General features: G+C 56.3%; 16 protein-coding genes and 1 other annotated feature. Of the genes, 4 read left to right on the forward strand and 12 right to left on the reverse strand.

What is annotated here, in order from left to right; genetic code table 11:
- Positions 1-111: 111 nt before the first annotated feature.
- The 9 genes from hisIE to hisL all read right to left on the reverse strand — a co-directional run bounded on the left by hisIE (position 112) and on the right by hisL (position 7,348).
- The gene (gene hisIE, locus CRO19_RS16210) at positions 112-723 is read right to left on the reverse strand and encodes a bifunctional phosphoribosyl-AMP cyclohydrolase/phosphoribosyl-ATP diphosphatase HisIE (protein WP_097096740.1); all 612 of its coding nucleotides are present in this window, start codon (positions 721-723) and stop codon (positions 112-114) included.
- On the reverse strand, positions 717-1,493 hold the full coding sequence (gene hisF, locus CRO19_RS16215; protein ID WP_097096741.1) for an imidazole glycerol phosphate synthase subunit HisF: 777 nt from the start codon (positions 1,491-1,493) through the stop codon (positions 717-719). Before hisF ends, hisIE begins: the two co-directional genes overlap by 7 nt.
- On the reverse strand, positions 1,475-2,212 hold the full coding sequence (gene hisA / locus CRO19_RS16220; protein WP_097096742.1) for a 1-(5-phosphoribosyl)-5-[(5-phosphoribosylamino)methylideneamino]imidazole-4-carboxamide isomerase: 738 nt from the start codon (positions 2,210-2,212) through the stop codon (positions 1,475-1,477). Before hisA ends, hisF begins: the two co-directional genes overlap by 19 nt.
- The gene (gene hisH / locus CRO19_RS16225; RefSeq protein WP_097096743.1) at positions 2,212-2,802 is read right to left on the reverse strand and encodes an imidazole glycerol phosphate synthase subunit HisH; all 591 of its coding nucleotides are present in this window, start codon (positions 2,800-2,802) and stop codon (positions 2,212-2,214) included. The genes hisA and hisH overlap by 1 nt, the downstream gene beginning before the upstream one ends.
- The gene (gene hisB / locus CRO19_RS16230; protein WP_097096744.1) at positions 2,802-3,869 is read right to left on the reverse strand and encodes a bifunctional histidinol-phosphatase/imidazoleglycerol-phosphate dehydratase HisB; all 1,068 of its coding nucleotides are present in this window, start codon (positions 3,867-3,869) and stop codon (positions 2,802-2,804) included. Before hisB ends, hisH begins: the two co-directional genes overlap by 1 nt.
- Positions 3,866-4,942: a histidinol-phosphate transaminase gene (gene hisC, locus CRO19_RS16235; protein WP_097096745.1), complete on the reverse strand. Its 1,077-nt coding sequence runs from the start codon at positions 4,940-4,942 to the stop codon at positions 3,866-3,868. Before hisC ends, hisB begins: the two co-directional genes overlap by 4 nt.
- The gene (gene hisD / locus CRO19_RS16240; protein WP_097096746.1) at positions 4,939-6,246 is read right to left on the reverse strand and encodes a histidinol dehydrogenase; all 1,308 of its coding nucleotides are present in this window, start codon (positions 6,244-6,246) and stop codon (positions 4,939-4,941) included. Before hisD ends, hisC begins: the two co-directional genes overlap by 4 nt.
- A 4-nt stretch (positions 6,247-6,250) precedes the next feature.
- The gene (gene hisG / locus CRO19_RS16245) at positions 6,251-7,150 is read right to left on the reverse strand and encodes an ATP phosphoribosyltransferase (protein ID WP_097096747.1); all 900 of its coding nucleotides are present in this window, start codon (positions 7,148-7,150) and stop codon (positions 6,251-6,253) included.
- Between the two features lie 53 nt (positions 7,151-7,203).
- Positions 7,204-7,325, reverse strand: a sequence feature (His leader region).
- The gene (gene hisL / locus CRO19_RS25790; RefSeq protein WP_100396937.1) at positions 7,301-7,348 is read right to left on the reverse strand and encodes a his operon leader peptide; all 48 of its coding nucleotides are present in this window, start codon (positions 7,346-7,348) and stop codon (positions 7,301-7,303) included. (Overlaps the previous feature by 25 nt.)
- 176 nt (positions 7,349-7,524) lie before the next feature.
- Between hisL and CRO19_RS16250 the strand changes: the two genes are divergently transcribed.
- A complete protein-coding gene (locus CRO19_RS16250) occupies positions 7,525-8,352 on the forward strand; it encodes an SDR family oxidoreductase (protein WP_097096748.1) in 828 nt (275 codons plus the stop codon).
- A gap of 62 nt (positions 8,353-8,414) precedes the next feature.
- Here CRO19_RS16250 and CRO19_RS16255 read toward each other — a convergent pair whose 3' ends face one another.
- Together CRO19_RS16255 and puuD are read right to left on the reverse strand one after the other, a co-directional pair.
- Positions 8,415-9,692: an NAD(P)/FAD-dependent oxidoreductase gene (locus CRO19_RS16255; protein ID WP_097096749.1), complete on the reverse strand. Its 1,278-nt coding sequence runs from the start codon at positions 9,690-9,692 to the stop codon at positions 8,415-8,417.
- A gap of 74 nt (positions 9,693-9,766) precedes the next feature.
- Positions 9,767-10,531 (reverse strand): gamma-glutamyl-gamma-aminobutyrate hydrolase, encoded by a 765-nt coding sequence (gene puuD / locus CRO19_RS16260; protein ID WP_097096750.1) that lies wholly within the window; start codon positions 10,529-10,531, stop codon positions 9,767-9,769.
- 210 nt (positions 10,532-10,741) lie between these two features.
- Here puuD and CRO19_RS16265 point away from each other — a divergent pair, with 210 nt between their 5' ends.
- Both CRO19_RS16265 and CRO19_RS16270 read left to right on the forward strand, forming a co-directional pair.
- Positions 10,742-12,160 (forward strand): type I glutamate--ammonia ligase, encoded by a 1,419-nt coding sequence (locus CRO19_RS16265; RefSeq protein WP_176519214.1) that lies wholly within the window; start codon positions 10,742-10,744, stop codon positions 12,158-12,160.
- 373 nt (positions 12,161-12,533) lie between these two features.
- Entirely contained in the window at positions 12,534-13,892 is a 1,359-nt protein-coding gene (locus tag CRO19_RS16270; protein WP_097096752.1) for an APC family permease, read from the forward strand.
- Positions 13,893-13,976: 84 nt separating this feature from the next.
- Here CRO19_RS16270 and ygbI read toward each other — a convergent pair whose 3' ends face one another.
- The gene (gene ygbI, locus CRO19_RS16275; RefSeq protein WP_097096753.1) at positions 13,977-14,738 is read right to left on the reverse strand and encodes a DNA-binding transcriptional repressor YgbI; all 762 of its coding nucleotides are present in this window, start codon (positions 14,736-14,738) and stop codon (positions 13,977-13,979) included.
- A gap of 258 nt (positions 14,739-14,996) precedes the next feature.
- Between ygbI and ltnD the strand changes: the two genes are divergently transcribed.
- Entirely contained in the window at positions 14,997-15,905 is a 909-nt protein-coding gene (ltnD, locus tag CRO19_RS16280) for an L-threonate dehydrogenase (RefSeq protein ID WP_097096754.1), read from the forward strand.
- Positions 15,906-15,907 lie beyond the last annotated feature (2 nt).

Genomic DNA, 15,907 nt, shown 5'->3' on the forward strand with positions numbered 1-15,907 from the left:
CTCAATTGAGCAGTATGTTGCTCAATTCTAGTTTGTTTTGCTTTTTTTGAGAAGTATGCTGCTCAATTTTAGCTTCATCAGCCAATTTTGAGCAGCATATTGCACAATCGGTTATTTATGCCGCGCGCGCAGATTATTAATGATGATACTCAAATCCAGCTCCTGATCCTGCAGCAGCACCATCAAGTGATACAGCAGATCAGACGCTTCATTGGTCAACTCGTGACGATCGTTAACCGTGGCTGCCAGCGCGGTTTCCACGCCTTCTTCACCCACCTTCTGCGCAATGCGCTTGGTACCGCTGGCGTAGAGCTTTGCGGTATACGAGCTCTCCGGATCGGCGGTTTTGCGTGAAGCCAGCAGCTGCTCCAGCTGGTAGAGGAAAGTCCAGTCTGGCGCCGCCGGCGAGAAGCAGCTTGAGGTGCCGAGATGACAGGTTGGGCCAATCGGATTCGCCAGCACTAGCAGCGTGTCGTTATCGCAATCCGGCGTGATGCTCGCCACTTGCAGGAAGTGGCCCGAGGTTTCGCCCTTGGTCCACAAACGGTTTTTGGTGCGAGAGAAGAACGTCACGTTGCCCTCGCTGAGGGTTTTTTGCAGCGCTTCCTCGTTCATATAACCGTGCATCAGCACTTCACCGGAAACATTGTGCTGGACGATAACAGGCATCATGCCCGCAGTTTTGACCCAATCCAGCTTGCTCAGTTGTTCTGCAGTTAACACGCGCGAATCTCCACACCGTTGTCGATCAGGAAGTTTTTCAACTCGCCGATATTGATAATTTGTTTGTGAAACACCGAAGCCGCCAGCGCGCCATCGACGTTTGCCTGCTCAAAGGCTTCAAGGAAGTGCGGCATGGTGCCTGCGCCGCCGGAGGCGATCAGCGGCACTTTGCAGACATCGCGCACTTTCTTCAGCTGCACCAGATCGTAGCCGTTACGCACGCCATCCTGGTTCATCATATTGAGGACGATTTCACCTGCGCCCAGCTTCTGCACTTCCTGCACCCAATCGAGGGTTTCCCACGTGGTGACTTTGGTGCGCGCTTCGTCGCCGGTGTACTGATTAACGTGATACTTGCCGCTCGCGTCGTCGAACCAGGTATCAATGCCCACCACAATACACTGCACGCCAAAGCGATCGGCCAGGCGCGTAATCAGTGTAGGATCGGCCAGCGCCGGGGAGTTGATAGAAATCTTGTCAGCGCCGAACTGCAGAATGCGCGCCGCGTCTTCCTCACTCTTAATGCCGCCCGCCACGCAGAAAGGAATATCAATCACTTCCGCTACGCGCGATACCCAGCTTTTGTCCACCACGCGGCCATCCGATGAGGCGGTGATATCGTAGAACACCAGCTCGTCCGCGCCTTCCTGCGCATAACGCTGCGCCAGCGGCACGATGTCGCCAATGATTTCGTGGTTGCGGAACTGAACGCCTTTCACCACTTGCCCGTCACGCACATCGAGACAAGGAATTATCCGTTTTGCCAGCATGCAATCGCCTCCGCCACCGTGAATTTATCTTCCAGTAAAGCGCGACCAACGATCACGCCCTGGGCGCCGCTGCCGCGTAAAGCGGCAATGTCATCCAGCGAACCGATGCCGCCGGAAGACTGGAAAGCGATATCCGGGAAGGCCGCAGACACCTCTTTATACAGCGCGACGTTAGAGCCGCTCAGCGTGCCGTCGCGAGAAATATCGGTACACAGCACATGCTTGAGGCCAACCGGCAGATACCAGCCAATCACCTCTTCCTGCGTGACGCCCGCCGCTTCCTGCCAGCCGCTGATCGCCACGTCTTTGCGATTATTGGCATCAATGCGCACATCTAATGCCAGCACGATGGCGTCCGCGCCAAACTCGCTAAACCAGCTTTTCACCTCTTCCGGTTGCTTCACCGCGGTGGAACCGACCACCACGCGCGTAGCGCCGGCAGCCAGCAGCGCCGCCACGTCATCACGGTTGCGGATGCCGCCGCCCACCTGCACCGGCACATTTACGCCGCGCAGCAAGGTGGTGAGCAGGGGAATCTGGCGTTTCGCCGGATCTTTCGCGCCGGTTAAATCCACCAGATGCAGCACCTCGGCGCCCTGGCGTTCGTAGTCCTGCAAGCGTGGCAGCGGGTCGCTACCGTAATCGCGCTGCTGGCCGTAATCGCCCTGATGCAGGCGCACCACTTTGCCGTCGATTAAATCTAATGCGGGGATAATCATCACATCTCCAGGAAATTTTTCAGCAGCTGCGCGCCGGCTTTGCCCGAACGCTCCGGGTGGAACTGCACGCCAAAGAAGTTATCTTTCTGCAGGGCCGCGGTGAACGGATGGCCGTAGTCGCACTGGGCGATGGTCGCCGCATTCACCGGCATGGCGTAGCTGTGCACGAAATAGAAGTAGCTGCCATCGGGAATATCGCGGAACAGATGATGACCCGCTTTGGCGGTGATCTGATTCCAGCCCATGTGCGGCAGCGGTAAACCTTGCGTATCCATCAGCGACACCGGTTCATCGATCAAACCGAGCGTGGTCACGCCACCGTTCTCATCGCTGCCGCGGCCGAGCAGCTGCATACCGAGGCAAATGCCGAGCACCGGCTGGGTACAGGCTTTGATCAGGTCGATGAGATCGCGCTCCTGCAGCTGACTCATCGCCGCCTGCGCGGTACCTACGCCCGGCAACAGCAGTTTGTCAGCATGCAGCACCACGTCCGGATCGCGGCTAACCTGCGGCGTGTAGCCAAGGCGCTCAATCGCCCACTTCACCGACGACAGGTTGGCGCAGCCGGTATCAAGGATCACCACGTTCATCACAGCACTCCTTTCGAGCTCGGCAGGGTGTTGCCTTCCACGCGAATTGCCTGGCGCAGCGTGCGGCCAAAGGCTTTGAACAGACTCTCCACGCGATGGTGATCGTTGCGGCCTTTGGTTTTCAGGTGCAGCGTGCTCATCATGGCGTAGGAGAGCGAGCTGAAGAAGTGCTCAACCATCTCGGTGCTGAGATCGCCGACGCGCTGATAGCTGAATTCGGCTTTGAATTCGATGTGCGGGCGGCCCGAGATATCCAGCGCGCAGCGCGCCAGGCACTCATCCATTGGCAGCACGAAGCCGAAACGGCCGATGCCACGTTTGTCGCCCAGCGCTTTCAGCAGCGCTTCGCCGAGCGCCAAACCGGTATCTTCTACCGTGTGGTGATCGTCGATATAGAGATCGCCTTTTACATCAATGTTCATGCGGAAGCCGCCGTGCACCGCAATCTGATCCAGCATGTGATCAAAGAAGCCGACGCCGGTGTTAATTTTGCTGCCGCCTTCGCGGTCCAGCCACACTTCGACTTTAATCTGCGTCTCTTTGGTGTTGCGTTGCACCAGCGCGTAGCGATCGCGCTTAGTCAGGCGAGCCTGAATCGCATCCCAATCTTCGCCTTCCGCGCCGTAGCGCAGGCCCTGAATGCCCATGTTTTGCGCCAGCTGAATGTCGGTGAGACGATCGCCAATCACATAGCTGTTGGCGGTGTCCAGCGCGCCAGCGGCCAGCCAGGCTTCCACCATTTTGGTTTTCGGCTTACGGCAGTCGCAGTTATCTTCCGGCATGTGCGGGCAGATCAGGATGTCGCTGAAGTTCACGCCTTGCGAGCTGAGGATCTGCATCATCAGGTTGTGCGGACCATCAAAATCGGCCTGCGGGAAGCTGTCGCTGCCTAAGCCATCCTGATTAGTGATCATCACCAGCTGATAGCCCGCCGCCTGCAACGCCAGCAGTGCGGGAATGGCGTTTTTCTCAAACGCCAGCTTCTCCATACGATCCACCTGATAATCAGTTGGTGGCTCAGAGATGAGGGTGCCGTCGCGGTCGATAAAAAGGATCTTCTGACTCATGCTTGCTCCACTGATAAGGCTTGCAGCGCGGCGATCAGGCGCTCGCACTCTTTACGGGTGCCGATGGAGATGCGCAGGCATCCCGCAAGGCCGGGGTTTTTGTTTTGGTCGCGCAGAATAATGCCTTGATCCCACAGCGTTTTAAACACTTTTGGTGAATCCGTGAAGCGCGCCAGAATGTAGTTGGTTTCGCTTGGGAACACCTGCTGCACCACCTTAATCTGCGGTAACTGCTCAAACAGCCAGGCGCGATTGGCGTTCAGTTCGGCGACGTGCTGGCGCATCAGCGCGATGCCTTGCTCGCTCAGCGCCTGCCCGGCGACATCGGCCACCGGCGTGGCAAGCGGATAGGGCGCAATCACCTTCATCAGCAGATCGATCACCGGCTTGTTCGCCAGGGTGAAGCCGCAGCGCAAACCAGCCAGCGCAAAGGCTTTTGACAGCGTACGCAGAATCACTAAGTGCGGATAATCCTGCAGCCAGCTCGCCAGCGTCGCTTCCGGGCAGAACTCGATATAGGCTTCATCAGCCACCACCAGCGCTTTACCGGCGGTCATCGCCAGCAGCTCGCGGATGTCATCCTGATTGATCAGGTTGCCGGTGGGATTGTTCGGGCTGCACATATAGACAACTTTTACGCCGTCGATCTGCTCGGCAATCGCTGGCAGATTGAGCTGCCAGTCGTCGAGCGCGGCTACGGTGCGATATTCAATGCCGATGGTTTCGGCACTGACGCTGTACATGCCGTAGGTTGGCGGGCAGAACAGAATGGCATCTTTGCCCGGCTCGCAGAAGGCGCGCATCAGCAGTTCGATGCCTTCATCGGCACCGCGGCTCACCAGAACCTGCTCCGGCGTTAAACCGGCGTAAGCGGCGTAACGCTCAATCACCAACTTCGGCTGGCATTCCGGATAGCGGTTTAGCGTCTGCTGCGACAGTTCAAACGGTACCGGCAGCGGGAATTCGTTGGCGTTCAGCCACACATCACCGTTGCCACCCAGACGACGCGCCGATTGATACGGAGTTAGCGCGCGCACGTTGGCGCGCGCTAACTCTTCAATATTCAGGCTCATGCTTGCTCCTTCAGCGCAGCAACACGCAGGGTAACGGCATTTTTATGGGCTTCCAGCTGCTCGGCGGCGGCCAGGGTTTCAATTGTCGTGGCAAGATTAAGGAAACCTTGTGGCGTTAACTCTTGCACCGTCATACGTTTCTGGAAATCGGCCAGTCCAAGGCTGGAACAGGTGGCGGTGTAACCGTAGGTCGGCAGCACATGATTGGTGCCAGACGCGTAATCGCCCGCCGATTCCGGCGACCAGTCGCCAAGAAACACGGAACCGGCGCTGGTGATGCTGTCTACCAGATCGCGCGGCTGACGCGTCTGAATAATCAGGTGCTCCGGGCCGTACAAGTTGGAGATCTCGATGCACTGATCAAGGTCGCGCAGCACGATTAAACGGCTGCTCTCCAACGCCTGGCGCGCGGTAGCGGCACGCGGCAGCTGTGCCAGCTGTTCCTCAACCGCTTGTGCCACATCTGCAGCCAGCTGCAACGACGGCGTCAGCAAAATCACCTGCGAATCCGGGCCGTGCTCCGCCTGCGACAGCAAATCGGATGCCACGAATGCCGGCGTTGCGCCTTCATCCGCAATCACCAGCACTTCCGATGGACCGGCAGGCATATCAATTGCCGCGCCATCTAAACGCTGGCTGACCTGACGTTTCGCTTCAGTCACGTAGGCATTGCCCGGGCCAAAAATCTTGTCCACTTTCGGCACGGTTTCGGTGCCGAAGGCGAGGGCGGCGATGGCTTGTGATCCGCCAACCTGAAACACCTCTTTCACACCGCACAGCTGCGCGGCGTAAAGGATTTCATCGGCAATCGGCGGCGGCGAGCACAACACCACGCGGCCGCAACCGGCGATACGCGCAGGCGTCGCCAGCATCAACACGGTTGAGAACAGCGGGGCGGAACCGCCAGGAATGTACAAACCCACCGATTTCACCGGCCGCGTAATCTGCTGGCAGCGCACGCCGGGCTGAGTTTCGACATCCACTTCGGCAAGAATCTGTGCGTTGTGGAAGGTTTCAATATTAGCCATTGCGGCAGCCATTGCCTGCTTCAGCGTGTCGCTCAGGCGATCGCTGGCGGCTTGCATCTCTTCTGGCGTGACGCGCAAATTATCCACCTGCGCCTTGTCGAAGCGCGCGCTAAATTCGCGCAGCGCTGCATCGCCTTCATTTTTCACTTTCACCAGCACGTCGCGCACGATGTGGCTGATGCTTTCTGAAGCCGACATCGCCGGACGCATCAGCAGCGCTTGCTGCTGCTCTGCGCTGCACTGTTGCCAATCAATCGGTGTCATCAGGTTGCTCATCGTGTTACTCCAACATTTTTTCAATTGGCAGTACGAGGATTGAGCTGGCGCCCAGCGCTTTCAGCTTTTCCATGGTTTCCCAGAACAGGGTTTCGGTGCTCACCATGTGCATCGCCACGCGGCTCACGTCACCGGCCAGCGGCAGTACGGTTGGACGCTCGGCGCCCGGCAGCAGGGCAATCACTTCTTCCAGACGCTCGCTTGGCGCGTGCAGCATGATGTACTTAGACTCACGCGCTTTGATCACGCCCTGAATGCGCGTCATCATTTTATCAACCAGTTCCTGCTTGGCGGCAGGCAGTTCGCCGTCGCGCTGAATCAGCACCGCTTTAGAGCGATAGATGACTTCCACTTCGCGCAGACCGTTGGCTTCCAGCGTGGCGCCGGTAGACACCAGGTCACAAATCGCATCGGCCAGGCCAGCACGTGGTGCGACTTCGACAGAACCGTTCAGCAGACAGGATTTGAAAGCGACGCCTTGTTTATCGAGATATTTCTTCAGCAGGTGCGGATAAGAGGTGGCGATGCGGGCGTTATTCAGGCATTGCGGGCCGGTGTACTCTTCATCAACCGGCATCGCCAGCGACAGGCGACAACCGCCAAAATCCAGACGACGCAGCGTGAAGTAGCGCGGATCTTCGCCCTGAGCACGGCGGTTCAGCAGCTCTTCTTCCAGTACGTTCTCACCGACGATGCCGAGATCCACTACGCCATCCATCACCAGGCCAGGAATATCGTCATCACGCACGCGCAGGATATCGATGGGCATGTTCTCCGCAAACGCAATCAGACGCTGCTGCTGAAGGTTGATTTTGATACCGCAGCGGGCCAGCAGTTCGCGTGATTCATCGCTTAAACGGCCAGATTTCTGCATAGCTATGCGAATTCGGGTGTTATCTAACATGGTTCCTGTCCTCTTATTCAATCCTGTCTGAACGTATTGGGTTGCGTCCGCCCATAAAAAAACCCCCGGAAGAAGATCTTCCGGGGGCTCTCTTTGCGTTCGCACCACTGGAAGATCCTAATCGTCTCCCAGCACACATCGCCTGAAAGACTAGTCAGGATGATGGTGATGATGGTGGTTGAACTGAACGCGTGTCATAGTAAATTCCGTTGCTGAATGAGTATTCATTTGCGTGCTGATTAACCTAACGAAGATGGTGACAATTGGCAACCCTTTTTTAAGCGTCAATTTCCGGAATCTCCCGAAACAGTTTGCGCTGGTTTGGCACATCTACCGGCACTAAGATGAAGTCTGAGCCCATAGCAGGAGTCGATATGAAAAAGGTCGCGATTGTAGGTCTGGGGTGGCTGGGTATGCCGCTGGCGATGGCGCTAACGACACGCGGCTGGCAGGTGACCGGCAGTAAAACCTCGCCGGATGGCGTGGATGCCGCACGCCGCTGCGGCATTGAGGCGTTTCAGCTGGTGCTGACGCCCGAACTGGAGTGTGAAGCCGAAGAATTAGATACGCTGATGGCAGTGGATGCGCTGGTGGTGACCTTGCCCGCCAGCCGCACGGTGAAAGGCGCGGAAGATTACATGCAGGCAGTACAGAACGTGGTGGATACTGCGCTGGCGAAAAAAGTGCCGCGCATCATCTTTACCAGCTCATCGTCAGTTTATGGCAGTGGCGAGGGCGTGATGAAAGAGAACAGCCCGCTGCAGCCGGAAACGGTGGCCGGTAAGACGCTGGTGGAACTGGAAAACTGGTTGCACGATCTGCCGGGCACCAGCGTGGACATTGTACGCCTCGCGGGATTAGTGGGACCGAATCGTCATCCGGGGCGTTTCCTGGCGGGCAAAACCGGGCTGGAAAATGGCGGCCACGCGGTGAATCTGGTGCATCTCGACGACGTAGTGGACGCGATTGTGCTGCTGCTGCAAACGCCAAAGGGCGGCCACGTTTACAATCTGTGTGCCTCGAAACATCCGTCGCGCGACAGTTTTTACCCCAGCGTGTCGAAGCAGTTAGGGCTAGAGCCGCCAACGTTTGTGGCGGAGGCGGAGCGCTCGGCCGGAAAAGTGGTGGATGGCTCAAAAATCGCCAATGAGCTGGGCTTTGAGTACACCTACGATGACCCGATGAAAATGCCGCTGGAGTAGGTTTTTCAGGTGCGCATTGATGCGCACCCTACATTGTAGGGGCGCCATTCATGGCGACCTGGTCACACCCCAAACCGATCCCTTAACGCATACCAGGCCGCGCCCATCGCCGTGAGCGGCACTTTGAATCTTCGTCCGCCCGGAAATGGCAGGTGCGGCAGTTTCGCGAACGCATCAAAACGCTCCGCATGCCCACGCAGCACTTCAGCAATCAACTTCCCTGAGAGATGCGTACAGGTAACGCCGTGGCCGCTGTCACCCTGCATAAAGAAGGCATTCTTCTCCACCTGGCCAAACTGCGGCATGCGCGACAAGGTCAGCAGGAAATTGCCGCTCCAGCGATGGCTGATTTTGATATCGCGCAGCTGTGGGAACGTACGCAACAGTTTAGGACGAATCAGCGCTTCGATATCATCCGGCTCGCGCGCACCGTACACCACGCCACCGCCATACAGCAGGCGGTTGTCGGCAGTCAGACGGAAGTAATCGAGCAGATAGTTACAATCTTCCACGCAGTAATTGTTTGGCAACAACCCTAGCGCCTGATCGCGCGTTAACGGTTCGGTGGTGACGATTTGCGAGCCGCACGGCATACTTTTGCGGCTTAGGCGCGGTTCGAGTTGCGCAGGTAAATAGGCATTGCCTGCAAAAATCACAAAGGTGGCGGAGACTGCTCCTTTGGCGGTTTTTATTCGATGCGGTGCGCCATATTGCACTTCAATTGCCGCCGATTGCTCATAGATGCGTCCGCCATGGCGGCGAATGGCTTCCGCTTCACCCAGCGCCAGATTCAGCGGATGCAGGTGGCCGCCGCGCTTATCGAGTAATCCACCCACATAACGATCGGTGGCGACTTCGCGGCGAATAGCACGTTCATCCAGCAGTTCCAAATCGTGATTGCCATAGCGGGCCCAGCTGGCTTTCTGGCTGCGCAGGTGGCCCATTTGTCGCTGATTGAACGCCGCAAAAATCCCGCCGGGACGATAATCACAGGCAATGGCATAACGATCGATGCGATCGCTAATAATCTCCGCGCCTTCAAACATCATGCTGCCGAGCAGTTGTGCGGTCTCTTTACCGTAACGCTGCTCAATCACATCCACATCCCGGCTGTAGGAGTTCACCACCTGGCCGCCGTTACGACCGCTGGCGCCGAAGCCAATTTTTGCCGCCTCTAACACCACCACATCGTAACCGGCCTCGGTCAGAAACAGGGCGGAAGAGAGGCCGGTAAAGCCTCCACCAATAATACAGACGTCACACTGCACCGATTCTTGCAGTTCAGGCCACGGCGCGTGAGCGTTGGCGGTGGCCGCGTAATAACTTCCCACATGTTGCATAACATCCTCCTTAAGCGCGCAACCTTAGAAATGAGCAGACGTATGCACTTTTCCAGATGCCAAAGTGGCATGATTCATGGCTGTTTTTCGTTGTGATAATGGATAGCGGCCTGGATAAAGGCCGCAAACAACTGGCGCGAAATCGGATCGCGATCGGAGTGCCATTCCGGATGCCACTGCACGGCAAGCGCGAAAGGGTGCTGGCGCAGGCTTACCGCCTCAATCAGCCCGTCGGGCGCACGTGCTTCGACGCGCAATTGCGGGCCAGGCTCGCGAATGCCCTGACCATGTAATGAATTGACAGCAAACGCCTCGCTGCTGCCGAGCAGCTGGCTCAGCATGCCATCAATTTCTGGCTGCACCTCATGCACCGGCGCATATTGCTCATCCAGTGACAGCGTGTCGTCTTCCCGGTGTTCCTGGAAAAGATGTGTCATATGCAATTGGCGATGCAGCGCGCCGCCGTTCGCGACCACCAACTCTTGCAAGCCGCGACAGATGCCAAACATCGGCATCTTTTTACCCGCCGCATGTGTGATAAGCCCGAAGGCGAGACGATCGCGCGCCGGATCGGCATGCGCCTCTTTGCCATCCTCGCCATAGTGCCAGGGTTCGATATTGCTGGGGCTGCCGGTCAGCAAAATGCCATCCAGCACCGTCATACTGTTTTCTAATAGATGTGGAGAATGCATCAGTTGGTGGGGCAACGGCAGCGGCACGCCACCGGCCAAAACGACCGCGTCGAGATACTTGTTGTGAACCGTTTGTGCTGAATGGTTGCCAATAACATTTTGGCACATCACTACACCAATCAAAGGCTTGTCAAAAATAATGCCCATAACGTCTCCGCGCTGCTGTTCAATATTTTCGCCGAAATAGCACGGCTGGCGTTAAAAGTGTGCAATGTTTTGTCAATCTAGCAACCGCGTGTTCGTTCTTCAAACAGATTTGTTACATTTGCACACTTTTTGCGTTAGCGCTATGTTAGAGGAATGGCTGTTATTTTGAGCATTGCGCGCACCAATTCTAAACGGTAAAGGGCGGGTGGGATCATGACGAACCTCGTAGAAGTAGAAGACTTCACGCGACATAGTGAAGAGAAACGAACAAGCGCGTTCCAGCTGGAGGTAAAAACCTGGCTGGAACGCCATCCTGAAACGCAGTATGTCGATATTCTTCTTAATGATTTAAATGGGGTATTTCGCGGTAAACGCATTCCCATCGCCGCATTGGCAAAACTGGAAAAAGGGTGTTATTTCCCTGCTTCGGTCTTCGCCATGGATATTCTCGGTAATACCGTCGAAGAAGCCGGACTAGGACAGTCATTAGGCGAACCCGACCACCTCTGCATACCGGTTCCCGGAACCTTAATCCCCTCAGCCGCCGACCCTACGCACATTGCGCAGCTGCTGCTCACCATGTGTAACCAAGATGGCACTCCCTTTGACGTTGAACCCCGTAATGTCCTCAATCGGCTGTGGCAACAGCTGCGTAATCGAGGATTGTTCCCGGTGGTAGCGGTAGAGCTGGAGTTCTATCTGGTGGATAAGAAGCGTGATGCGGAAGGATTTATTCAACCGCCGTGCTCGCCGGGCAGCGATGAGCGCAACATGCAGAGCCAGGTTTATTCGGTAGATAATCTCGATCATTTCGCCGACGTGCTGCGTGATATCGACACTCTGGCGAAGCTGCAGGGCATTCCCGCTGACGGCGCACTGGCGGAAGCGTCGCCCGGACAGTTTGAAATCAACCTGCATCACACGCGCGATGTGCTCAAAGCCTGCGATCATGCCATCCAGCTTAAACGCCTGGTGCGTCAGGTGGCGGAAAATCACGGCATGACCGCCACCTTTATGGCGAAGCCTTATGAAGAGTATGCGGGCAGCGGTATGCATGTGCACATCAGCATGCTGGACGCCGCCGATCACAACGCCTTTGCGCTGGATGACGGCAGCGATTCACCGCTGATGAAACGCGCGCTGGCGGGCATGATCGATCTGATGCCGGCTTCGATGGCGCTACTGGCGCCAAACGTTAACGCCTATCGCCGTTTTCTGCCCGAAGCCTATGTGCCGCTGCAAGCGTCATGGGGGCACAATAATCGTACCGTAGCACTGCGCGTACCCTGCGGGGATATGGATAATCACCGCATTGAGTATCGCGTGGCGGGAGCCGATGCAAATCCCTATCTGGTGGTGTCAACAATTCTTGCCGGAATTTTGCACGGTTTAGATAATCAGCTACCCTTACCGCATGCGGTGCAGGGCAATGGACATGAGGCAGAAGGGCTGGCGTTACCGATTCGGCAGAGCGATGCGCTGTATGAATTCGAGAATAGCTATCCGCTGCAAAAGCTGCTGGGTGAGCGTTTTAGCGGGGTGTGGCACAGCTGCAAACAGTATGAACTGATGCAGTTTGAGCGCCTGATCACCGCCACAGAGATCGACTGGATGCTCAAGAATGCTTAACCGCCTGAAGAATTGATCTAACGTCTTGTGCCGATGGCATAAGTTGGGGCAAAATACGCGCCCTGCAAAATGAGAAACTAACCGACGTTAACCACGTCGGTTATTTTTTTGCATGATGTACTCACTGACATTTAAACGAGGCCGGACACGCATCCGGATAGATAGATACTGACAAACACGCGTTGTGCGTGAGATTTGAGGAAAACAAAGATGGGACTGTTTAACATTGCACCAGCTCAGGCTGGTTCTCGCTTTCGTGATGATTACGGCGCGGCGACAATCGCAAACACAAAAATCACTTCTCACTGCAGCAAATTGCGCAGTATCCCTGTAGCCCAACCGATCGCGGTTGTCGCTTGCGGGGGACTGAACAATGTCGCTTAACACCTCTGCCGCACCTCAGCGTGCACACCTGAAAAAATCTCTGACCTTGATCCCGGTTGTCATGATGGGCCTGGCGTATATGCAGCCAATGACCCTGTTTGATACTTTCGGTATCGTGTCTGGATTAACCGACGGCCACGTCGCCACCGCTTATGCTTTCGCCCTGATCGCGATTCTGTTTACTGCCGTGAGCTACGGCAAGCTGGTACGCCGCTTCCCATCTGCGGGCTCCGCTTACACCTATGCTCAGAAGGCAATCAGTCCGCACGTCGGCTTTATGGTTGGCTGGTCATCACTGCTGGACTACTTGTTCATGCCGATGATCAACATCCTGCTGGCGAAAAGCTATTTTGAAACGCTGGTGCCGGGTATTCCGTCGTGGATTTTCGTGGTGCTGCTGGTGGCCTTTATGACCATCTCTAACCTGCGTGGAATCAAAACCGTTGCCAACTTCAACAGCGTGATCGTGGTGCTGCAAGTGGTGGTGATGGTCGTGATCACCGGCATGGTGGTTTACGGTGTGGCACACGGTGTGGGCGAAGGGACATTGGTCAGCAGCAAACCGTTCTGGTCTCAGGATGCACACGTGGTGCCGATGATTACCGGTGCGACGATTCTCTGCTTCTCGTTCCTCGGCTTTGACGGCATCAGCTCGCTGTCGGAAGAGACCAAAGATGCTGAACGCACTATCCCACGCGCGATTTTCCTCACCGCGCTGATTGGTGGTGTGATCTTCATTGGGGTTTCTTACTTCCTGCAGCTGTACTTCCCGGACATTTCGCGTTTCCAGAATCCGGACTCTTCACAGCCAGAAATCATGCTGTTCGTGGCGGGTAAAGCGCTGCAGATTGGCATTCTGATCTTCTCGGTGGTGACGGTATTGGCTTCTGGTATGGCCGCACACGCCGGTGTTTCACGTCTGATGTACGTGATGGGCCGCGACGGCGTGTTCCCGCAGCGTTTCTTTGGTTTCGTGCATCCGAAATACCGCACGCCGTCATTGAACGTGCTGCTGGTGGGTGGCGTGGCGCTGCTGGCAATCAACTTCGACCTGGTGACAGCGACCGCGCTGATTAACTTTGGTGCGCTGGTGGCATTTACGTTTGTCAACCTGTCGGTGATTGCCCAGTTCTGGATCCGTGAGAAGCGTAATAAGACGCTGAAAGATCACCTCAACTATCTGGTGCTGCCAATCATGGGCGCTCTGACGGTAGGTGCGTTGTGGATTAACCTGGAAGAAACCTCAATGGTTCTCGGCCTGGTATGGGCGGCGATTGGTATTATTTACCTCGCGTTTGTCACCCGTACCTTCCGCAATCCGGTTCCGCAGTTCAGCGAAGAAGTGTGATTTAAATGACCAGGTGCGCGTGAATGCGCACCCTACAACGTAGGGTCGCCATTCATGGCGACCTGGTCGATAATCCCAGCAAACTCATCCCGCGATCACCAACTCCCACTTCCCCGCACTCAACGCTTCACGTCCCGCTTTGCTCAACTCCGCATCGGTAATCAAAGTATCAAACCGCTCCAGCGGCAGCGCCAGATACGTCGCAATCTTGTTGTACTTCGAGCTGTCGCTCAGCAACACGCGTTTGCTGCTGACATCGCTCGCCGCCTGCTTTACCGGCACTTTATCCTCGTCCGGCGTATACAGCCCGCGCGGACCCCAGCAGGAGGCCGAGATAAAGGCGATATCGATCGCCAGCTGGCGTAAATTGCGCGCCGCGGCTTCACCAACGCTCGAGCGATTCTCCCGGCACACCGTGCCGCCAGTGTGGATCAGCTTGCAGCCGCTGCTCTCCATCAGCAAACGTGCAATCACAAAATCATTGGTCACCACCAGCAAATCGTCACGTTCCGCCAGTTCCCGTGCCAGCGCCAGTGTCGTGGTGCCGGCATCCAGATAAATGCAGCTGTTTCGCGGAATATGACGTGCGGCGTACTGCCCAATCGCCATCTTTTCGCTGCTGTACATGCTGGTTTTTGCCAGATGCGACGGTTCGGCCGCTAAACGATCCGCCGAGCGCACACCACCCGAAACCGACAGCACCGCGCCTTGCTCCTCCAGCTTCTGTACGTCGCGACGAATCGTCATGTGCGACACGCCCAATCGTTCTGTTAGCTCGGCAATGCTCACGACGCCGCGCTCGGCAACCAACGCTAAAATTTGCTGATGACGTTCTACCGGAATCACACGCCTCTCCCGAATTATCATTTTTTCACATTGTAGATCATCGATTCACAGCCCGCAGCACAATTTATGTTGCCGAAATTTCAGTAAAAAGCGCGGCTGACGGGATTTACTTCCGCCATTATTGCGTTGTGAATCCCTGTTAATCCTTAAGCAGGTAAGTTAATTTTTGTGATGTTACGCACGTTTATTGCCCGATATCTGCGGCAGACTTAACACCAATGAACAAATTATCACTTAAATTAACAATGGAGGTCTGCTGTGTCAGCAACCGTGAATAACATCGGCGTGATTGGTTTAGGTTCCATGGGCATGGGTGCCGCGCAGTCTTGCATCCGTGCAGGATTAAATACCTGGGGAGTTGATCTCAATCCGCAGGCGCTGGAAACCCTGCGCCAGGCCGGTGCACGCGATGCCCAAGCCTCCGCCGCCCGCTTTGCGGCCGAACTGGATGCGGTGCTGCTGCTGGTGGTTAACGCCGCGCAGGTGAAGGCCATTCTATTTGGTGAAAACGGTGTGGCGGCGCAGCTCAAGCCGGGCACGGTGGTGATGGTCTCTTCTACCATCTCTTCACAGGATGCGCAGGCGATTGAACAGCAGCTGGCACAGCATCAACTTTTAATGCTGGATGCGCCGGTTTCCGGCGGGGCAGCCAAAGCCGCGGTCGGGGAAATGACGGTCATGGCTTCCGGTAGCGATGAGGCGTTTGCGCGGCTCAAGCCAGTGCTGGATGCGGTGGCGGCGAAAGTCTATCGCGTTGGCAGCGAAATCGGTCTGGGATCCACCGTTAAAATCATTCACCAGCTGCTGGCGGGAGTGCACATTGCCGTGGGTGCCGAAGCGATGGCATTGGCCGCGCGCGCCGGTATTCCGCTGGACACCATGTACGATGTGGTGACCAACGCGGCGGGTAACTCATGGATGTTTGAAAACCGCATGCGTCACGTAGTGGATGGCGATTACTCGCCGAAATCCGCCGTGGATATCTTCGTGAAAGATCTCAATCTGGTGGCGGATACCGCTAAATCGCTGCACTTCCCGCTGCCGCTGGCCTCGACCGCGCTCAACATGTTCACCGAGGCCAGCAATGCCGGGCACGGTCGCGAAGATGACAGCGCGGTGATCAAGATTTTCAGCGGCATCACGCTGCCTCAGGCAAAGGAGCAGTAATC

The organism is Candidatus Pantoea floridensis (assembly GCF_900215435.1).
Taxonomy (GTDB): Bacteria; Pseudomonadota; Gammaproteobacteria; order Enterobacterales; family Enterobacteriaceae; genus Pantoea; species Pantoea floridensis.